The sequence below is a fragment of the Calothrix rhizosoleniae SC01 genome (genome assembly GCF_900185595.1).
Taxonomy (GTDB): Bacteria; Cyanobacteriota; Cyanobacteriia; order Cyanobacteriales; family Nostocaceae; genus Calothrix_A; species Calothrix_A rhizosoleniae.
The window spans coordinates 1-17755 of the sequence record NZ_FYBH01000214.1; the positions used below are offsets into that span (position 1 = coordinate 1).

Below are 17755 nucleotides of genomic sequence, written 5' to 3' on the forward strand. Positions count from 1 at the left end.
ATTTATCTGAGAAAATTTTAATAAACTTTCATATATTAATGGTTCTATTTCCTGTAACAAATTTCATAACGTTTTGGTTAACAAAAATTCTTAATAACTCTAAGACTGGTAACTGAGATATGCCTCCCAATTGCATACTTACTGTTGAAGATAATGAAAATAATTGTTTTGACATCCTTCTTAAGGAGTATTTGAGTAAAATTTAGGGTCGCCTCACAAATCCTCATAGGAACTAAAAAAAGTGATGGTAAGGTTTTTATCCTTGGTAAAAGGTAAAGATTTACAAAGTCGAGGAGGATGATTGTAACTGGGATAGTAGGTTAATGCTTTAATTAACAAAGATAATGATATCTTGAGAAAATCAGGGATGAAGGCAATTAATCTACCCGCGAAAATTATGTTATTGGGTTCGGGGGAGCTGGGTAAGGAGTTTGTAATTGCTGCTCAAAGACTAGGTAACTATGTAATTGCTGTGGATCGCTATGATAATGCTCCAGCTATGCAAGTAGCTGATTGCTGTGAAGTGATTTCTATGCTCAGTGCTGATGATTTAGAAAATATTGTGAGTCAACATCAGCCGGATCTAATTGTTCCGGAAATTGAAGCAATTAGAACCGAGAAACTACAGGAATTTGAGCAAAGAGGGATTACGGTTATTCCCACGGCTGCGGCGACGAACTATACCATGAATCGCGATCGCATTAGGGAATTAGCACATACTAAATTAGGTATTAGAACTGCTAAATATGGCTATGCTCAAACTTTAGATGAGTTAACAGCTATTTCCTCAGAAATTGGCTTTCCCAATGTAATTAAACCAGTCATGTCTTCTTCTGGGAAAGGGCAATCTATAGTTAAAGATAGAAGTGAAGTAGAACAAGCATGGGATTATGCGATCGCAGGTTCTCGGGGTGACACTCACAAGGTAATTATTGAAGAGTTTATTGATTTTGAAGTTGAAATAACCTTACTAACTATTAAACAGTGGAACGCACCGACAATTTTCTGTCCTCCAATCGGACATCGCCAAGAAAGGGGAGACTATCAGGAGTCTTGGCAACCTGCGGCAATTGCTTCAGAATATATATTACAAGCACAAGCGATCGCGAAGAAAGTCACCGATGCTTTGGGGGGTGCAGGAATTTTTGGAGTTGAGTTTTTTGTGACTAAGGATGAAGTCATTTTCTCGGAACTTTCACCCAGACCTCACGATACGGGTATGGTAACATTAATTTCCCAAAATCTGAATGAATTTGAACTACATTTGAGAGCAATCTTAGGCTTACCAATTCCCAAAATAGAGCTTTTTGATTGTGCTGCTAGTGCTGTTATCTTAGCATCAGAAAAATTAGATACTGTGGCATATACAGGGGTAGCTGAAGCTCTACTGGAGTCTGATGTAGATATTAAATTATTTGGTAAACCTAATGCTCATCCCTATCGCCGCATGGGAATAGCCTTAGCTAAAGGTGCAGATACGAAAATAGCTAGAGATAAGGCTAAGGCGGCAGCAAAAAGAGTTAATGTTGTGGGCTCTGTATAAGAATTAGAAATATAGGCTGAATATTTTTTATTTATCAAAAACTGTAAATATTATGAATGTGGTAGATTAGCCCAGATATAATTTTGCTCACTTATTTCTGGTGTGAATTCATTTTATCTTTTTAATTATTTTTTTTCTCACTTGGCGGTTAATTCCGACTATTTGGGAAGCATATTTTCTCATAACAGAATTCCTCTTGTTACGCAAATCAAGAGATTTCACATCAATATGTAGGGCACGCACAGTAATATTAGCCCACTCTGTGGGTAGTCCTCCATATTGAAAAAGACCAAAAGCAGCTTTAGTGATTCTCGGCAGATTTTTGTCAAGATGGGCATTATGCTCTTCACATAACCATTTATCCGGTTCAGTATCACCTTTTTTCCAAATACGATATCGGCAGCAATTTATCCCATCAGCGATGATAACTTGATGTCTAACGCAATAAGTAACATATGGTTCTATATCGACGTAAGCTGGATATTCAGTCTTGACAACCCAAGTCCAATCCTTATCCATCAAACAATCTCCCATTGAGATCCATGCACGAGCTTCCCCTTTGTTATGGATTGTTGCTAACCCCGCAGTGGAGTAACCCGGCTTAATGCCTAGTTCTGGAGATTGCTCTTCATGTCCAGCAAAAAAGTCGCTAATGCCTCTAAAAACAACTCCTCTTCCATTATCTCGAAACTTGACCTCGTAAGTAGCCTCTTGACTTCCATGATAAGAACCTAGTAAAAATAGAGAATCATCAGCTACCGGTGTTCGAGAGCGAATTATATTTTTTTCAGGGTCAAAACAAAATCCTCCATTAACAACCTGACCAATTTCCTGAATATGGTTGTATTGACTCAGGTCATTTAACTTCAGTGGTAAACTTATGGGACAAGAATCCCAATGAAATTCTGCTTCTAATGCTTCAAATTCTCCTTTTCTATCCTCGATTTCAATGTTAATACTATTCCATCCTTCTTTGAGCTCTGGAGAATTAACAGGTATTTCAATATTAAAATGTCCTGGTAACTCCCTCAGACGATTAACAGATGGAGTACGAGCTTCATAGCAATATCTCTGCTTCGATTGCCAGTCATCTATTTCTGGTTCTACATAAAAATGTATTGGTGAGGAACTGTTTAATCGATAAACTGAATTCCTTACAGGGAGTCTAGCATCTGTATTTCCTAGAATATTAATATCCTGATGTCGAAAGCGGAATTGTTGTCGATTGCCATATAGTAATTGAACCATGTCTTTTATTCTATTGTAAGTAAGTATTACTGATTAGAAAGTAATTTAACATACTCTATGTTTTGAGGGTCTTATATTTACATAAATTTCATTTTACCTTTACATTTTATCAGTAAAGGTATTGGCTACAGGCGTTTTTATAGTCGCAAAAGTGAGTCAAACAATAATATGTCTTTACGTAGCTTCAAAAAACATTTAAGAGTATAATTAAATACATTTTTAAAGAAAATTATTATTAATAGTTTCAATATTCTCATTCCTATCCACAAATTTCAGTAATTATCAAGGTATTTGTTAAGTAAATATGAAGCCAATTTGATTGATAGAGGAAAATCATGATATTGGTTACAGCATGTTTTAAGTCTTCAAAGGCTTTTATTATCTAATATTTTAACAATTGGGTTCAATGCAGGTGATATTAAAGTTTGTGTGAATCGACGATTTTTCGGTCGCCTAGGCATTTTAGTGTATCGTTATTTAGTTACAATACTCAGGGTAAAATAGGAAAATTATTTCTCTGAAATTTGAACAATTATGATGCCAGTAAAGAAAAAAGAAAAGCTAAAAGTAGCTTTTGTCAATCAAGGTTTAGCTTACACTACTTTCCCATGCCCTACAGATTCTGTTGGCATTGTAATTTATGAGTTAGCGCAACTTTTAACTAAAAAATGCCATATTATGGTGTACACGCCTGGGAAAAACTTTGTGATCCAGAGAAAATACCACGAGGGTATAAATTATGTATATATTCCCAGGAGACTTGATCGGATCATCATTAGATGTATTGAGAAAGTATCGAAACGATTATTAAATCACCAATTACTTTATATACACTACGCTTTACAAATAGCCCTAGATTTGAGAAGCAAGAAATATGATATTGTTCACATTCATAGTTTGTCTCAATTTGTTCCTATTATTAAATTTTTTAATCCTGACATTAAAATAGTTCTGCATATGCATTGTAAATGGCTGAGCGAACTGGATCATCAAACTATTTATCGGCGATTAAATAAAGTAGATCTGATTATTGGTTGTAGCGAACATATTACAGAAAAAGTTCGTCGTCGTTTTCCATGTTTTGCGACTAAGTGTAAGACAATTTACAATGGTGTCCAGATTGATTCTGGTGCATCCCAGATAACTCTCAACTCTGAAAATATGTCATTTAAAAGTGACAAAAGAAATTTATTGTTTGAGCGTAAGGCCATTTATAATGGTGTCCAGATTGATTCTGGTGCATCTCAGATAACTCTCAACCCTGAAAATATGTCATTCAAAAGTGACAAAAGAAATTTATTGTTTGTTGGTAGGGTTTCACCAGAGAAAGGTCTGCATGTACTACTGGAAGCTTTGGAGAAAGTAGTTTTTTATTTTCCTGAAGTACATCTGAACATTGTGGGATCCATAACAGGCTCATTACCCCAACATATTCTGATTGATTTGGATAAGAATGATGAAAAAATTGCTAATTTAAAATCATTTTATATTCCAGATAAAAAGACTGGTAAAGTATTAACTTACTTTGAGCAATTACAAAAACAACTTCCTCCAGAATTAGCTCAATATGTAAGTTTTCATGGTTCTGTAGCCCATGCAGAGCTAGATAAATATTATAGAGAGGCTGATATATTTATTAACTCTTCATTTAGTGAGGCTTTTCCCATACCAATTCCAGAAGCTATGGGTAGGAGTCTACCAGTAATAGGGTCTCGTGTAGGAGGGATTCCAGAAGCTATTGTGCATGGGAAAACAGGGCTTTTAGTTGATTCAGGAGATGTACATGCTTTAGCTGAGGCGATCTTATCTCTTTTGAACAATGACAATCTGGGAATAGAAATGGGCAAGTCTGGTTATGAGCGTGCTTATGAGCTATTTTCTTGGGAAAAAGTTTCTCAAAGTTTATTCAATGAGTACAATAATATTTGTGAGAAGAATGACTAAATCCTCAATTGCGAAACAGGTAAGTAAATTGTATTTATGGTTTTTAAAGCGTAATTTAGATGATTATAATCACGATGATTTAAACAAGTCTGCAATAGTTTTTTCACCCCATTTTGATGATGAGACACTAGGTTGTGGTGGCATTACCATCAAAAAAAAGAGAGCTGGTGCAGATATTAAACTAGTTTTTATGACTGATGGAAGCAAATCCCACAAGCATTTAATTCCGGAAAATGAGTTGAAAAAAATTCGAGCGGATGAAGGGGTTGCTGCTGCTCAATCTATGGGAATGGATGTTGATGATGTTGTTTTATTTGGGTTTGAGGAAACAAAATTAAAAGAACATCATGATTTAGCTGTAGCTAAAGTAATTCAAATCCTTCGAGAACAACAGCCAAAAGAGATTTTTATTCCTTACTCTAAGGAACCATTATTGTGGTCTCCAGACCATATATATACAACTAAAATTGTTAAATCGGCATTGAAGTCTTATAAGAAAGAGGTAGTTATCTATGAGTATCCGATCTGGTTTTGGTTACATTGGCCTTGGGTAGGCTTAATTAACAAAAATCGTTACATTACCAGGATTATTCTAAAACATACTTTTATCTATGGACTTGGTTTGCGATTACGAGATTTTCAATGCTCTATGTATATAGGGGATATTTTAGAACAAAAACACGCAACCCTTGCTGAACATAAATCACAGATGACCCGTTTGATAGCTGATTCAAAGTGGTCAACTTTGAATGATGTCTCCAATGGAAAGTTCTTACAATGCTTTTTTCAGGAGCGTGAAATTTTCCGGCGATATCATCATTAAACTCACATTTCGCAGGTTAGTTGGGAAATTTTGGTATTTTTCATAAGCTAGGTATAACAAGGATTTCAGACTTGAGGTTGTATTCTGCACTTTGCTTAACGCCAAGGGCGTTAAGCTTTGCTTATCGCAATCCTAGCAAGGGTCAACAAGAAGGGTGTGGGGTGTTGAGAAAAGATGGTGTTGGACAGGAAGAGGCAGGGGAGAAACCCCATACATGAATGTAGGGGATTGACTTTTTCAAGTTCAAAATACCCTTGGTTTTACGTTTAGTTATAGGAGAGATATTATGCGTATATTAGTCACCGGAGGAGCTGGCTTTATTGGTTCACACCTTGTTCGTTGGTTAGTGGAACAGGATCATACAGTCAAGGTTCTAGATAATTTTAGTACGGGTAGTCCCCAGCTCCTTGGTTCTGCTGTGACATCAATAGAATTGATTGAGGGTGATATTCGGGAGCAGTTGACAATTAACAATGCTGCTACTGATGTTGACATTATCTTTCATCTGGCAGCATTAGTATCAGTAGTGGAGTCAATAGAAAATCCACTTCGTGCCCAGGAAATTAATGCGACAGGAACTTTACAAGTTTTGGAAGCTGCTCGTAAGGCGGGTGTAGGTAGGGTTGTACAGGCATCATCTTCTGCTGTGTACGGTAACAATGAGAATATTCCTGTCAGTGAGATAGAATTACCCCAACCCCTGTCACCCTATGCAACTACTAAGCTATCTGCAGAATATAGTGGCAAGCTTTATACCCATTTATATGATGTAGAAACTGTGGCCTTGCGCTTCTTTAATGTTTATGGTCCCCGCCAAGATCCTGGATCACCCTATGCGGCTGTCATTCCGCGTTTTATAGAGGCTTTGAATGCTGGTAAACAGCCTACTATTTATGGTGATGGACAACAATCTCGTGACTTTGTTTTTGTTGGTGATATTGTGCAGGCGTTGTGGGTGGCGGCCACAACACCAGGTATTGCTGGTGAAGTTTTTAATGTTGGTTTGGGCAATGACATAAGTATTTTGGAGTTGGCATTGGTGATTGGTAAAATATTAGGTGTTACTGTTGAACCAAATTTTTTACCAGCCCGTGTTGGTGAAGTTCGTAAATCATGTGCGGACGTTTCTTTGTTTGCAGAAAAAGCCAAATTCCGGGGGTTAACGGAATTACATGAAGGTTTGGAAATGACTATAGGTGCTTGGCAGGAAAAGCTACTTCATTATTCTTATCTCTAATTACAATACCTATTTCTTCGAGGTGGAATAATGCAAAACCAGGAAATATCACACCAATTCTTCTGTATCTGCATCCATCTCATCATTTTTCTGCATTAATAGTTTTGAAGATGTATATGAACCTGTTTTGTATCGTTCTCTTAGGGATGTTTACCCAGATTGTCATAGCTTATCCATCAACCGTGTAGAGATTGTAGCTAATTGGGAATGGGGGAATGATACGGGTAGTATGTTCACGAATTTTATCGGTAGGGTCTGATTTTATTCTTTTTTGGTAATTTTTTGGACTAACAACTGCAATCCTAATGCTAGTAATCCGAGACTAACTATGCCAAATATACCTGTTCCCATCATCATAACTCCCACAACCGCAGTTCGCACGATGGAAGAAATGTTGTGGACTAGGGGATTATCGGAGTGAATGGGTTTATTCGCGAAATTTGTCGCGATCGCAATTACTAATTTATACATTGCAAATGCCATTCCCCCTGACATAATTGCTCCTGTGAAACAGCGAGAAGGGGTAGTTGGAACTTGTGTTTTGTTTTCTGTCGTTGGGGATTGGTTATTCATGTATCATACCATTTTAGATTTTATATTTTGGATTTTGGATTTTGGATTGTGAAAGAGTCACTACATAAGCTTTCCTTTCTTTCCATCTGTTGCAATCATTTTTCAAATTGGTATCAGTTATTGGTAATCAATTTTCCCATGAATCAATCAAGGAGTTGGTTACTTATATAGTGCTATGGGCAAGTAGTAATAAGTAATAGGTAATAATTAATAAATGCCCTAATTGCGTACTTGCTATATATCAGAGAAGATTAGGTTGATGAGACTACGTGAATGCCATGATTAATTAACTTGGTTACAAATAATTCTAAGTCTTGGTCGGTTATTGTTTCCCTGACATGGGATTTTACTTCCTCCGCTTGTTGTTGGGATTCGCATAATGCAAATATGCTGGGGCCAGAACCAGACATCATTGTTCCCAATGCACCAGATTTAGCCAGGGTTTCCCGCAATTGTAAAACTAGGGGATATTCTGGTAGGACTACTTTTTCTAAATCATTATGCAGCTGTTGGGCGATTTCTTTTGTATCTTTATGTAAAATCCCTTTGACCATATCTCCGGAGTGTACAGCTGCTGCTCGTGTTGCTAAACTTTCCCTATCTTGAATATAGGAACTACTGAATTCCTGTCGATAGGTTTTATATGCCCAAGGCGTAGATACTTCAAGACTACGGTATTTTGCCAATACTATATATATGTTGTCTAAACTGGGTAGGGGAGCTAGTTGTTCTCCTCTACCTGTGGCGATTGCTGTTCCACCTGCAATACAAAAGGGTACATCGGAACCCAATTTGGCACCCAATTCTTCTAATTCTGACTGGGTTAATCCCAAGTTCCACAGTAAATCTATACCTAATAAAACTGCGGCTGCATTGGTGGAACCACCTGCTAAACCTGCTGATATGGGAATTTGTTTATTGATACTAATATTTAAACCCCCATGTTTGATAAATGCTTCTGGAAATTGGGCTGTCATTAATGCGGCGGCTTTATATGCCAGATTGCTTTTATCTGTGGGTATTTGAGGATGGTTGCATCGTAGACGAATACTATCTATGCTACTTGCTTGTATATCTATTTGGTCTGCAAGGGCAATACTTTGTAATATCATGGCTAGCTCGTGATATCCATCTGGGCGATCACCAATTATTTCTAAGTATAGGTTAATTTTGGCTGGGGCGATTAAGCTACAACTGTGCATTTTGAGGAGGTGGGGTAGTAAAGGGCTGAAAGAATTCCTATTTACACTGATTACTCAATGCGATCCATTGTTGCACGCTGAGGTCTTCGGCGCGAGCTTGGGGATTTATGTGTAATTGTTCTAGTAATTGGGTTAAGCGATCGCGTTCTATAAGGGATTGTAAGTTATTGCGTAACATTTTTCGCTTTGCCCCAAATCCTAATTTAACTATTGTTTCTAATTGTTTGGGATTATTGGCTGGTATTTCTATGTTTCTGGGACGTAAACTAATGATGGCTGAATCTACTTTCGGTACGGGATAAAATGCTTTGGCTGGGACTATGGAAACCATGTGGCATTCGGCTAAATATTGTACCCGCACTGTCAATGCTCCAAAGGTTTTTGTTCCTGGTTTAGCTACTAATCTTTGGGCGACTTCTTTTTGAATTAACAATACAATTAACTCATAGGGTTGGGGATTGGGGCAAGAAATTTTACCCAACAACTTGGCAATAATTGGTCCGGTGATATTGTAGGGTATATTCGCAACTACCCGGCTAGGATTTTGAAATTCAGGGAAGCCTGCTAGTAGGGATGGTATGTCCAATGAAAGAAAATCACCTTGCAATAACAAGAAGTTTTCTTTTTTACCTAAATTCTTGGTCAACAACTTGCATAAATCTGGGTCAACTTCTACTGCGACCAAAGACTGCACCAAAGGTAAAAGGCGACGGGTAAGTATACCTGTACCGGGTCCAATTTCCAAAATCCGAGTTGCTTTCAAGCCAGCTTCTCCATTGTTGTTTTTAGACGATGCTGCTTGAATGATGTCATTTAGAGCCTTTTCACTTTTGAGCCAATGCTGGGCAAGTTCCCTGCGCGGTTTTACCATCTAAAATCCTTTTGAAATAACAATTTGAGCGTCAAAAATGTTTTTTGTTTCTTACTTATTTCTTACTTTTTACTATATAATTTCACCTGTTTTTGCCGCTCATGGATGTATTATCCCTGGATAATTGGTATTTGGATCACAAATTCTGCTCCTTCGCCAAGGACTGAGTAGCAGGAAAGCTTACCCCTATGTTTTTCTACTATTACCTGGTAACTAATGGATAAACCTAATCCAGTCCCCTTGCCCACATCTTTGGTGGTAAAGAAGGGATCAAACAATTTTGTTTGTATTTCTTCAGAAATACCTAAGCCGTTATCACTGATATTAATAACTACAGATTTTTCAGATATTATGCTAGTGCTTACACGTATACATCTAGGGCTAGCTATCATCTCCTTGTAGGTACTTTGTTGATTGTATTCCTCTAAAGCATCAATGGAATTGGCAATAATATTCATGAATACTTGATTGAGTTGACCAGGATAGCATTCAATGGGAGGAAGGGAAGCATATTCTTTGATAATCGAAATTTCTGGGCGTTCGGGGGTTGCTTTTAAGCGATTCTGTAAAATCATTAAGGTGCTATCAATGCCCTCATGTATATCAACCTTTTTAAATTCTGCTTCATCCAGACGGGAGAAGTTACGTAAAGATAAAACAATTTCTCTAACCCGTTGGGTTCCTACCTCCATAGAGTTGAGAAGTTTGACAATATCTACTTTGAGAAATTCCAAATCAATGGTTTCAATTTCTTCCTCAACCTCTTCTGGAGGGTTTGGGTAATGTTTTTGGTAAAGGTCTAGCAATCCTAGTAAATCTTGGGTGTATTCAGTCGCTGGAACAAGATTACCGTGGATAAAGTTGATGGGATTGTTGATTTCGTGGGCAACACCTGCTACCATCTGACCAAGGGAAGATAGTTTTTCGCTTTGGATCAATTGACTTTGAGTACGCTGAAGTTGGTGTAAAGCATTTTCTAAATCCTGAGTTTGTTGTTTGAATTGAATCTCCGCTTGCTGGCGATCGCGTGATTCAATTGCCAAGGAGAAGATATCTGCAATGGAACGGGCAAAATTCTCATCTTCAGGATGCCATTGCCAAGGTATATCTATCCTTTCAATACATAATACACCTATAGTTTCCCCACTGAAACGAATGGGAGAATCTAGCACAGAAGTAATATTCAGGGGAGTTAAATAGTTTAAAGAAAATTCTTGGGTTCTGGGGTCTGTATGGGCATCATGAGCAGCAATAATATCTTCTGTCTCCACTGCTTGAAAGTAAGCAGGATATTCCTTAGCTAGGAGCTCAATTCCCTGGCTGTGTTGTTGAGAATTTCCTTCGTATAAATCTAAGCATTGCAAACAAGTTTTACCTTCATCATATAACCATACACTCACCCTTTCAACCTTCAGAAAGCGAGCTGTGGCGGTTGTAATTTTCCGTGCCACTAATTGTAAATTCCTTTGGTTAATAATCCTGCTTTGAGCCAAATTACTCAGAACAGAATTTTGAGAACGCAACTGCTTTGCCCTATTTTGTAATTGGTTTGTACGTTCCTCTACCCCCGCCTCCAACTTTTCCTCGGCTTGCTTGCGTTCCGTAATATCTTCAATGGTAATCAAAATCCCAACCACATCACCCCTAGCATCCCGTAAGGGAATTTTATTCGTGTCTAGCCAAGCTAGTCTGCCATCAGCTTGTTGTTGGGTTTCAATTATATGCAATTCTGGTTCACCAGACTCCATCACCTGGCGATCGCATTTCCGATACCATTCTGCTTGTTCACGAGTCCAAGGCATATCATTTTCACTTTTACCAACAATCGCCTCTGGAGAATCAAAACCTGCAAGTTTAGCTCCATTAAAGTTACATCCTTGATAAGTATAATTACGGTCTTTCCAGAAAATTAACTGGGGAACATTATCTATCACCAGTTGTAACAATTGTTGTGACTGTTGGAGTTTAATTTTAAACTGGTTTTGCGCGATCGCTCCAGCAAAATTATAACCAACTTTCTGTAAAATGAACTTTTCGGCATCTGACCATTGTTGCTGATCTTGGGATTCGCCAAATGTAATTAATCCCCACAAATTACCTTGAATGAACATGGGGATAACTAGCAAAGTTTCTATATCTTGAGATTGTGTTGGTAATCTCAGTAATTCCAGTGATTTTTTATTTAACTGAATTAAAGAACTATCCCCATCGACTATTTTTTCCCAACCAGGAAATGTATCTTGAGGAATATTTTGTAATTGAGTATTATCTGATTCTATATCTCCCCAGCACCAACGTTGACTGATTACAGATGCTTGAGTGATTGGGTGGGTATGACATTCCCAAATAGAAATATATTTAGCATTAGTTGTCAGCCCCAATACAGCCAAAGCTTGATTAATAGAATACTCAAAATCATTAATTGTCAATAGATAATTACTGGCTTGAATAACACCATTAAACAAGCGTTGATTTCTTTCTGGAGTTTTTAACTGCAAACTAGCAACCTGTTGGCGCAATGCAATTATTTCCTCTTGGAGAGATGTGTAAGTATGTTTATCCAGAGTGATAAAGTCGTCAGCCATAATTATGTCAGTTGCTAATTGAGTAACAGGAAAACTTCAGTACCTTATTTATATTTCCCATCTACACCCCAGCAAATAACATCTAGAACACCGATTCAGTAGGAGGGAAGAGGGAAGGAGGGAAAGAAGTGTGGGGAGATGAAATAACTAAGTATCAAGAATCAACTACCAACCCCTAACTATCAACTAGCAACTAGCAACCATCAACCATCACTCCTCACACTCCTCACGTCTCCTTCAACCCATACCTGATAATTGATGGCGAATTAATATCCCTTTCAATGTCTCATTCTCCGCCTTTAATGCTAAATTTTCCGCTTCCAACTCCCTGATTCTCTCCTTCAATGCTTCCTTAGTTGTACCTTGTCTATGAATTACCACTTCCCGATATATTTGTAAATTAGTATCTTCATTCATCCACCTTTGATAAGTTTTCGTATGCTCCTGTACCGTATGTCCCATATAATCAGCCATAGTTTTGATGGGAACCCTTAACCGATGTCCGCGAATAGCATAAGCATGACGCAAATCATAGGGTCGAAAACCAATATTTGTATTTCTAAATCTGATGTGGATTTTCGCAGTTTGATTGCTCAAGGTACCGCTACGTTCCGGCATGGTAATATTCTTTAAATCAAATAACTCTACCCAATGGGGATGCAAAGGAGGAATACCACAAGTACGTTCCCCAGTCTTAGTTCCCTCAGTTAAACTAGGATTTAAAGTTACTAAATGAAACCCATTTTGAGAATTAGCAAAAGCATGTAAATCAACAGCAAATAACTCATGGGGTCTTAACCCATAAGTTGCTAACATTCCATATATCCACTGCCATTCCTCTGGTGCGATCGCATTCTCTTTGCTAGTATATACTGATAAGGGATTACCTATTTGTTGAAAACCTTGAATTATCTCTTCATCACTAGGAACATTGCGTAAATTAGGATGGGGCAAAGGAGTAGCATAGGCATTAATCGATTTATTGCCATCAAAGCCACAAAATTCACAGAACTTTTTTAATTGCCATACCAAAAAGAAACGAGATGAACTATTAGGCTTAGTCTTTTCTAAAGCTTTTTCCAAAGCAGTTACAGATAAGGGAATATTCCCATCTAACTTCTTCAAATGTCTGAGATAATGGCTTTCCCAAGTCCGGATTCCTTGACGATTATCTTCGTGAGTTTTCCAGAATTCTTGCTCGTATTCACCCACCAAATCCCGAATTAACTTCTTGGGTTTATTCGCAACAGCTAAAGCCAACTTCTGCGCCTGCTTACCCAAAAGCTCCGATGTCCACTGAAACTGCTTGGTAATTAATAATAAATCTAATTCCCTTGCTTTTGCGATCGCAGTTTTCAAACCGACATCATTCGCAATAAAACCCAAAGAAAGGGTGTACTGTTTATTCGGACTACCATTCTTACCCACATCACCTGATTTACAGGGGAATGTTCCTTGCAAACCAATAGATTTGTAACTGGTAAGCTTTAACTTTACCTTCACCCTGTCTAAACTTAAAGCAGTGTTAGCTTGTCCAACACCATGCTTAATCCTTAAATACTCCCGTTCAGCCTTTGCATAACTATCCTTTAACTTCCCCTTCCACTGCTTCCACTGAGATGGTTCCCATTTCTCAATTGATGTACCATCCCATTCAGCTTTACGAGGATCATAACTGCTAGTTTTATGAATTGACATAGTAAATAATCTTGATTTTCCGATTTTTTACTCCCAATTTGAGCCACCGATTTATGCTGATTTTAAACCACAAACGCCGAAATTAGTCACAGAAACTAATCAAAGCAATTTTTAGGAAAATAATTATGAAAACCAACCAACTATCTATTCTTACCATTCTTTTTGCGATCGCGATTACCGTCGTTAATGGATGCTCTTCCAGCAACATCTCTCGCCAACCAGAAGGCTCTACAATCAAAAACTCAGAAACAGAGCCTTCTAGCCCCAGCTTGGCTAAACTGAGAGCTAAACCACAAGAGAAAGAACCAACAGGAAAAACCACTAACGCCACCATCTACACCAGCGATACCCAATGTCAAAAACTGACTCCGAAAAAAGTAGCTGTGACTGCAAACAAGCCTATCAGCTCCGCAGTCGCTCAGATTATAGAACAACAGGATACTGGAGACTTTAATTTATCTGGATATCGTGTCACCATTAAAAATGGTGTAGCCACCATTGATTTACGCATGGATCCTAAATCCCGCAGACAATTAGTTTCCCTCTCCAGTTGCGAACAATTTGCACTATTTGGTAGTTTACGCAAAACCCTCACCAGTAATCCTAAGTGGAATATCAAGACAGTTCGTTTCACACAACTTGGAGAAGATATTGTTTTTTGACACTCTCCCGCTAATTGCTAACGCAATGTAGGGGGAGATTCTTGTTTCTCAGAAACACGCTTTTTGACACAAGTACCAACGAGTCTTACAGCTTCTCCACAAGCTTGAATTTCGGTATGCCCTACCGTATTTTCTGACAGTATTCTAATTCCTTTTGCCCTCAAATTCCGTGAGGCATTTTCATCCCTGTCATGGGTTGTTTGGCAACTTGGACAAATCCACTCACGGATACTTAGATTTAGGGAATCATTCTTATATCCGCAGCATGAACAAAGCTTTGTGCTGGGAAAGAATCTATCAACTTGAATGAATTTACCTCCCTCTCTGTCTAGTTTGTAGCTGATGAAATTAAGCAGCATACCAAAACTAGCATCATGTATTGACTTAGCTAACTTGGTACGGGCTAAACCCTTAACACAAAGATTCTCAGCTACTATGACTTGGTTTTCGTCAACTAACTTTCGTGAGATTTTATGGAGAAAATCTTGCCTAGTATTAGATATTTTTTCGTGAACTTTAGCAACGACTTTAATCGCTTTACGTCTGTTGTTAGACCCTTTAACCTTACGAGATAAAGCTTTCTGTCTAATTCTTAGTGGTTTGGCATATTTTCTAGTAGGTTTTATCGGGTCAACTTTGTAGCAGTTTTCACCGTTAAAAACAGTTACTAGACTATTTAACCCAAGGTCGATTCCTGATATATTCCCTTGTTTTGTCGCAGTTAATTTGTGAGCAAGTCCCCGTCTTGGCGCTTCCCGGCGATTGAGAACTTGCGAACCCAAAGGGTCTGTCTCGAACAGTATCGCCGCAAAATATTTATCTGTACTTGTTTTAGAAACAGTTACGGATTTCATTTTGCCATTGACACTCTTAGAGAGACTGACCTTAACTAATCCAAGTTTAGGAAGTTTTAAACTACCGTCCTTGATTGAGCAACTTTCAGGAAAACGAATTGACTGCTTGGAATGTTTACTTTTGAATCTAGGGAATCCAGTGCGTTTTGAGAAGAAGTTTTTAAACGCAGATTCTAAATTCTTAAGTGATTGTTGTAGAACAGCAGCAGTGGGGAAGCGCAACCATTCATAATTAGCTAGTTTCTTTAACTGAGTTAGGTCTTTTGCCATCTGGCAGTAAGTCATTCCTTTCCCAGTCTCTTGATATTGAGTATTAGTTTTTTTGAGGTAGAAATTCCAAACAAAGCGAGAACATCCGAAGCTTTTAGCCAGGGATATTTCTTGCTCTTTGTTTGGGTAAATTCTGACTTTCAATACATCTAACATTAATATGTTACGCAAGAAACTTAGTGGTAATATACTATTTACCGCTATGCCTTGTCAATATATGTATAATTATGGTTTCAGGTCTGTTTACAGACTTAACGCTCATATTGTTTTGGTCGTGAAGTACCGCAGTCAAGCTATTAACCCAGAAATACTAAATAGGCTAAAAGAAATAATCACAGATACCCTGAAAAAATGGGACTGTACCTTGCTGGAGTTCAACGGTGAAGCAGACCATGTACACCTATTAATTGACTACAAACCGGATAAACCACTATCAACACTAATTGGAAACATCAAAACAGTGAGTAGTAGGTTAATTCGCAAAGAATTCCCTTGGTTGGCTAAAAAATACTTTTACAATAAGCCTTACTTTTGGACTGGTGCGTATTTTGTCGCTAGTTGTGGGAGTGTCACGGTTGAACAATTAAAGGATTACGTCCAGAACCAAGAACAACCTAAACAATGATTCCCAAAGGCTCAGTTTTATGATGGTCGCAATTCATCTCCCGCTAAGTCTGGTGACTGTAACGGGAGTCCTCTTGCTCCATTAAGATAGCATTGTTGCACACTGAAACCTATCACCACACCTCCCACACTCTTTCCCTCCTTCCCTCCTTCACTCTTTCCCTCCTTCCTCTGCAAGCCACTGTTCCAGCAGTTCCGTAACAATATCACTCATCTGTCGCTCTTGAGAAACTGCAACAGTCTTGAGTTTTCTGTGTACTAGTTTGGGAAGATAGAAAGTAGTACGCACATAATCAGGATCAGTACTCTTCGTTTTTCGAGAAGATTGTTCCGAATCTCCTGTTAATTCATCCCTATTCTGACGACTGCGCGCAGCATCAATCAACTCATCAAAACGACTATTTTTTTTCTTATTACTCATACAATTTTGGATTGTAGATTTTAGATTTTGGATTTTAGATTTAAACTATTGGCATTGCATAATTGCGGGATAATTTTGTCAGAGAGGATAAACCATAATCCCCGCGTCCCCGCGTCCCCGCGTCTCCGTGTCAGCCTCAATCATCCAGCAACACCGTCTAAGGAATTATCTTCTAGCTCCTAATTCCAACATCTCCTTTCCCACCTCCACATAACATCGCCACGCAATTTGAGCATAAGCATCTTTCACCCCATTCACCGGTACCCCTAACAATGCTGCACGCTGAAACACAGCTAATCGCCTAATCCCACTTTTAAATACAGGTAAACCCGCATTCTCCAATGCATTTCTTGCTTCCTCCCCGGAATTATTCGGGCTGGGAGGAATGATATTTAACAAAATACGGTAATTTACCCTATAGCCCTGCAATGCATCTACCATATGTAAAGTAGCAGCTAATGCGATCGCATCAGGAGTACAAGGTATTACCAGTAAATCACATCCCCTTGCTAGAGTTTTTAATTCCTTAGTATCAGGTTTTGTTGGTGTATCAATGACTATATGCTCGTAAAGCCTTGCTAAATCCACCCCCTCCCGCTCATCAGCTACCTTAAAAGGCAATTTACCCCTATCAGCCCAATCCAATGCACTACGGTTTAAATCCCCATCCACCAGCAATGTGTCAGCTTGACTCTGCAAATATGTAGCCAGGTGTAGTGCTGTTGTCGATTTTCCAACCCCCCCCTTAAATGCTGCTACGGTGACAATCATTTTTTATTGCAAATAAATATATGGTGTTGCAAATCATACCAAAATTTTGCTCTAGATGTATAAGTATTCAGATGCTTAAACATTTAAATGTTTAAAAGTTCGGTTGTAGGATTGTAGATTAACATTCAAACATTTAAGAATCTAAACAGTGAGACATAACATAGCTAAATATCTAATTAATTTAGCTTGCATCCAACTATATATATAGTTAGATAATAAGTTTATTGGTAATTTAGTTTTAATAATATAAAGCTGTATATCGATTTAGCAGTGATTTCAAAAAAATTAAAAATGAGTATGTAATACACAGGAATTACGCAAATGGTACAGGTGGAATGTGGGTTGAAACTGATAACTTGCACTGCACCTTCTCAATAAGAGGAAGATGGGCATTGCCCACTCTAGGGAATAATAAGGATTACAGGCGAT

At 38.1% G+C, this 17755-nt stretch carries 15 protein-coding genes; 6 read left to right on the top strand and 9 right to left on the bottom strand.

Annotated features, from left to right (window positions below; all coding sequences use genetic code 11):
• The first annotated feature begins 367 nt into the window (after positions 1–367).
• Positions 368–1543: a formate-dependent phosphoribosylglycinamide formyltransferase gene (purT, locus tag CALSC_RS13095; protein WP_088241781.1), complete on the top strand. Its 1176-nt coding sequence runs from the start codon at positions 368–370 to the stop codon at positions 1541–1543.
• A 108-nt stretch (positions 1544–1651) separates the two neighbouring features.
• On the opposite strand, the gene CALSC_RS13100 is transcribed toward purT, so the two are convergent.
• A complete protein-coding gene (locus CALSC_RS13100; protein WP_088241782.1) occupies positions 1652–2791 on the bottom strand; it encodes a hypothetical protein in 1140 nt (379 codons plus the stop codon).
• Between the two features lie 534 nt (positions 2792–3325).
• On the opposite strand from CALSC_RS13100, the gene CALSC_RS13105 reads away from it, so the two are divergent.
• The 3 genes from CALSC_RS13105 (at position 3326) to CALSC_RS13115 (ending at position 6795) form a co-directional block, all read left to right on the top strand.
• Entirely contained in the window at positions 3326–4735 is a 1410-nt protein-coding gene (locus tag CALSC_RS13105; protein ID WP_088241783.1) for a glycosyltransferase family 4 protein, read from the top strand.
• 28 nt (positions 4736–4763) lie between these two features.
• Positions 4764–5558, top strand: a complete 795-nt coding sequence (locus tag CALSC_RS13110) for a PIG-L deacetylase family protein (protein ID WP_200817629.1) — start codon at positions 4764–4766, stop codon at positions 5556–5558.
• Between the two features lie 286 nt (positions 5559–5844).
• The gene (locus CALSC_RS13115; RefSeq protein WP_088241785.1) at positions 5845–6795 is read left to right on the top strand and encodes an NAD-dependent epimerase/dehydratase family protein; all 951 of its coding nucleotides are present in this window, start codon (positions 5845–5847) and stop codon (positions 6793–6795) included.
• 261 nt (positions 6796–7056) lie between these two features.
• Here the strand turns inward: CALSC_RS13115 and CALSC_RS13125 are convergent, their stop codons facing one another.
• From CALSC_RS13125 to CALSC_RS13145, 5 genes are all read right to left on the bottom strand, one after another.
• Entirely contained in the window at positions 7057–7368 is a 312-nt protein-coding gene (locus tag CALSC_RS13125) for a DUF3082 domain-containing protein (RefSeq protein ID WP_088241786.1), read from the bottom strand.
• Positions 7369–7619: 251 nt separating this feature from the next.
• Positions 7620–8570, bottom strand: coding sequence for a 4-(cytidine 5'-diphospho)-2-C-methyl-D-erythritol kinase (ispE, locus tag CALSC_RS13130; RefSeq protein ID WP_088241787.1), 951 nt, complete (start codon positions 8568–8570; stop codon positions 7620–7622).
• Between the two features lie 37 nt (positions 8571–8607).
• On the bottom strand, positions 8608–9441 hold the full coding sequence (gene rsmA, locus CALSC_RS13135) for a 16S rRNA (adenine(1518)-N(6)/adenine(1519)-N(6))-dimethyltransferase RsmA (RefSeq protein WP_088241788.1): 834 nt from the start codon (positions 9439–9441) through the stop codon (positions 8608–8610).
• Positions 9442–9551: 110 nt separating this feature from the next.
• Positions 9552–12026 (bottom strand): GAF domain-containing protein, encoded by a 2475-nt coding sequence (locus CALSC_RS13140; RefSeq protein ID WP_088241789.1) that lies wholly within the window; start codon positions 12024–12026, stop codon positions 9552–9554.
• A gap of 237 nt (positions 12027–12263) precedes the next feature.
• Complete coding sequence (locus tag CALSC_RS13145; protein ID WP_088241790.1) at positions 12264–13724, bottom strand: integrase; 1461 nt, start codon at positions 13722–13724, stop codon at positions 12264–12266.
• Between the two features lie 125 nt (positions 13725–13849).
• Here CALSC_RS13145 and CALSC_RS13150 point away from each other — a divergent pair, with 125 nt between their 5' ends.
• On the top strand, positions 13850–14386 hold the full coding sequence (locus CALSC_RS13150) for a sporulation/spore germination protein (RefSeq protein ID WP_088241791.1): 537 nt from the start codon (positions 13850–13852) through the stop codon (positions 14384–14386).
• 17 nt (positions 14387–14403) lie between these two features.
• On the opposite strand, the gene CALSC_RS13155 is transcribed toward CALSC_RS13150, so the two are convergent.
• Positions 14404–15681, bottom strand: a complete 1278-nt coding sequence (locus CALSC_RS13155) for an RNA-guided endonuclease InsQ/TnpB family protein (protein WP_235006782.1) — start codon at positions 15679–15681, stop codon at positions 14404–14406.
• Between the two features lie 31 nt (positions 15682–15712).
• On the opposite strand from CALSC_RS13155, the gene tnpA reads away from it, so the two are divergent.
• Positions 15713–16135, top strand: coding sequence for an IS200/IS605 family transposase (gene tnpA / locus CALSC_RS13160; RefSeq protein ID WP_407641938.1), 423 nt, complete (start codon positions 15713–15715; stop codon positions 16133–16135).
• Between the two features lie 150 nt (positions 16136–16285).
• Here the strand turns inward: tnpA and CALSC_RS13165 are convergent, their stop codons facing one another.
• Both CALSC_RS13165 and CALSC_RS13170 read right to left on the bottom strand, forming a co-directional pair.
• Positions 16286–16555, bottom strand: coding sequence for a CopG family transcriptional regulator (locus CALSC_RS13165; RefSeq protein WP_088241793.1), 270 nt, complete (start codon positions 16553–16555; stop codon positions 16286–16288).
• Positions 16556–16720: 165 nt separating this feature from the next.
• On the bottom strand, positions 16721–17326 hold the full coding sequence (locus CALSC_RS13170) for a ParA family protein (protein ID WP_088241794.1): 606 nt from the start codon (positions 17324–17326) through the stop codon (positions 16721–16723).
• Positions 17327–17755: the final 429 nt, after the last annotated feature.